This is a genomic window from Flavobacterium kochi, assembly GCF_048286715.1.
Taxonomy (GTDB): domain Bacteria; phylum Bacteroidota; class Bacteroidia; order Flavobacteriales; family Flavobacteriaceae; genus Flavobacterium.
The window spans coordinates 1-2,383 of the sequence record NZ_JBLVPW010000067.1 but is presented as its reverse complement, the minus strand read 5'-3'; the positions used below and the strand labels follow the sequence as shown (position 1 = coordinate 2,383).

General features: G+C 32.7%; 3 protein-coding genes. 2 read left to right on the top strand and 1 reads right to left on the bottom strand.

What is annotated here, in order from left to right:
* The coding region (locus ACNQGH_RS21805) for a tyrosine-type recombinase/integrase (protein ID WP_417958123.1) at positions 1-229 on the top strand (229 nt) is incomplete at its 5' end.
* A 197-nt stretch (positions 230-426) separates the two neighbouring features.
* Here ACNQGH_RS21805 and ACNQGH_RS21800 read toward each other — a convergent pair.
* Positions 427-1,335 (bottom strand): Abi family protein, encoded by a 909-nt coding sequence (locus ACNQGH_RS21800; protein ID WP_417958122.1) that lies wholly within the window; start codon positions 1,333-1,335, stop codon positions 427-429.
* Positions 1,336-1,967: 632 nt separating this feature from the next.
* Here ACNQGH_RS21800 and ACNQGH_RS21795 point away from each other — a divergent pair.
* Positions 1,968-2,189 carry a winged helix-turn-helix transcriptional regulator gene (locus tag ACNQGH_RS21795; protein WP_417958121.1) on the top strand — a complete coding sequence of 74 codons (222 nt, stop codon included), beginning with the start codon at positions 1,968-1,970 and terminating at the stop codon, positions 2,187-2,189.
* Positions 2,190-2,383 lie beyond the last annotated feature (194 nt).

The window sequence follows — 2,383 nt, the reverse complement described above, 5'->3', positions numbered from 1 at the left end:
TTTGAAGGAAATTGGAGTGTTATGCGGGATTGATAAAAACCTAACTTGGTATGTAGCCAGACACACCTTTGCTACGACTGTGACACTAGGCAATGGGGTGAAGATTGAAAATGTTTCCGCAATGATGGGCCATACTAATATTATGCAAACACAGCATTATGCTAAGGTATTAGATGCAAATGTAATGGAAGACATGTTTAAATTAATGAAGAAATATAAAAACATATAAGGGCAATCATGCCGTGAATAAAAACATTATTTGCCGAAAATACGTAATGAAGGTTTAAAACATTCACCTAAAATTTTTCAGAGGTGTTCGCTTTGTCCTGGAATAAGATGTTTAAAACAAACACCTCACTCCAGTTTAAACCGATTCCAGAGTTGATGTAATCGTGACATTTCAACTTTAGTAATCTAATTAAAAACTTACTCCATAGCCCACAAAGGCTCTTTAAACCAATTATTTTTCATTCCCAAAGCATTAGGATCAACATTAGGATACTTTTCAAACAATCCGTAAAGTTTTTCAGTAAATGAATTATCTGGTTGTATAATATTTAAAAAATATTTCATCAAACAAAGATGAACATATAACTTTTGAAATTCATGCTGTTTTGGCACATCAACTATCCATGGGTTAGGTGGTGTGGTCAACAATTTAGGACTTCCTGGCAAATTCCTGTTCCACAAACGAGAATGGTGCGCACAATAATTTCGTATCTGAGCAATAGATTGTAACCAACTGGGCAAATAGGTGTGGTTGATTGCTCCATATTCTTTAGCAATAACGTCTTTAGACTTAACAGTATGCTTAAGGTTTCCATACAATTTAGACAAAGCACCAAAACTAGTTTGCTCTAATGATTTCCAAGCTGGAGGAAAACGCAAATCATCCTTATGTTTTCTATAGTGATTTTTTATACTTTCATCTTTAGTGCGTTCAAGTTCTTCCTCAAGATTAGAGAGGGTTTTCACTAGAGCTTTACTATCATTAAACAAATCAAAATTCTGAAACCACCATGGGCTTATCTCATGTGATAAATGGTAAATAAGTTTAGTACGTAAGCTTATTTCGATTTTTTCAATAATATCAAACAATAGTATTTTCAATTCTCCATCAAAGCAATATAAAGCAATGACATCTTCAAACTTACTGTTTTCTTTAAAAATATGTTGCTCTTTATCAGACTGCATAGAATACCAGTACTCTCCCAATCGATAATAGCTAATATGCGAAAGGTAGTGAGCCGCTATGGTCCTATTCTTTATAATTAGTCCTCTTTTAATTAATTGGTCTATTTGCTCCTCAATGGTTAAAGGTTTTTTCTCAAACATAAAATAAAAATATACCCTGCTAATCTACAAAAAAATGTAACTTAAGCAGGGTTAAACTATAATTTAAAAACCTCTATAAAGCAAAAGACACACCCTGGGACGCTGTATCCTTAATAAAAAAGACCTATCGCGCGGTGTGTACTGTTGCAACAAAAGTACAACTAATTACTAATTTACCAAACAAAAAGGCACTTTTTAGCAATATTTTAATAATAAAGCAGTTATTTCAACCTCTGGAATATGAGTAAATCTGATGAATACAAATTCATTTTTACTCCGAAAAACAAATCAATTTAACAATCGATTATCCTTTACAAAACTGGAAACTTTTAGTCTATGTGCTCCCGGAATCCTACCAATACTGACTATATGATATCTTAAAATATTTTTTTCATTTCTTCCTCTTGACCAGTAAGTTTCAATTTTGTAGACGTGCTCCCAATTGGTCTACCCCCAAATTATACCTTCTGCTTTTTTCTGGCTAAGGATTCTTTTGTTCTTTAAGAAATCAAATTACGTTCTATCTCAGAGCAAGTGCGCAGCTTACTCTTTTTTGATGATAATTCAGCAGTATTCTCAAATATTGCTTTTAAAAAACTACCGAGGAAGCAACCGAACAAGAAGATTCAAGGTTGGGAGATAAGTTGGGAGATAAGTTGGGAGATACTTCCATGAAAATAATTGCCGCTATCAAAAATGACAAAGAAATTAGTATTGCCCAATTGGCTTCACAATTAGCAATAAGCACCACTACAGTCGAAAAACAATTGGCAAAATTAAAGAAAAAAGGAATCCTATTGCGCCACGGCACCAAGGATGGTTATTGGGAAATCAGTAAGGAAAGTAAAGAGTAATTGAAGTGTTTTTTCTCCAAATACATATACCCACTAAAAAACAATAAACACCAACATATGAAATACTATTTTTGTAGATATACTAATTTGCTTTAATAATTACGATTATGTATATTTGCTTCATAATTTTGAATATTATGAGCTATCGGGTAAATTTAACCAAGGAAGAGTTAGTTGATTTAAAACGGATAAAG

Coding starts and splice junctions, on each gene's coding strand:
- ACNQGH_RS21800 (WP_417958122.1), bottom strand. CDS start 1,335: ATGTTTGAGAAAAAACCTTTAACCATTGAGGAGCAAATAGACCAATTA.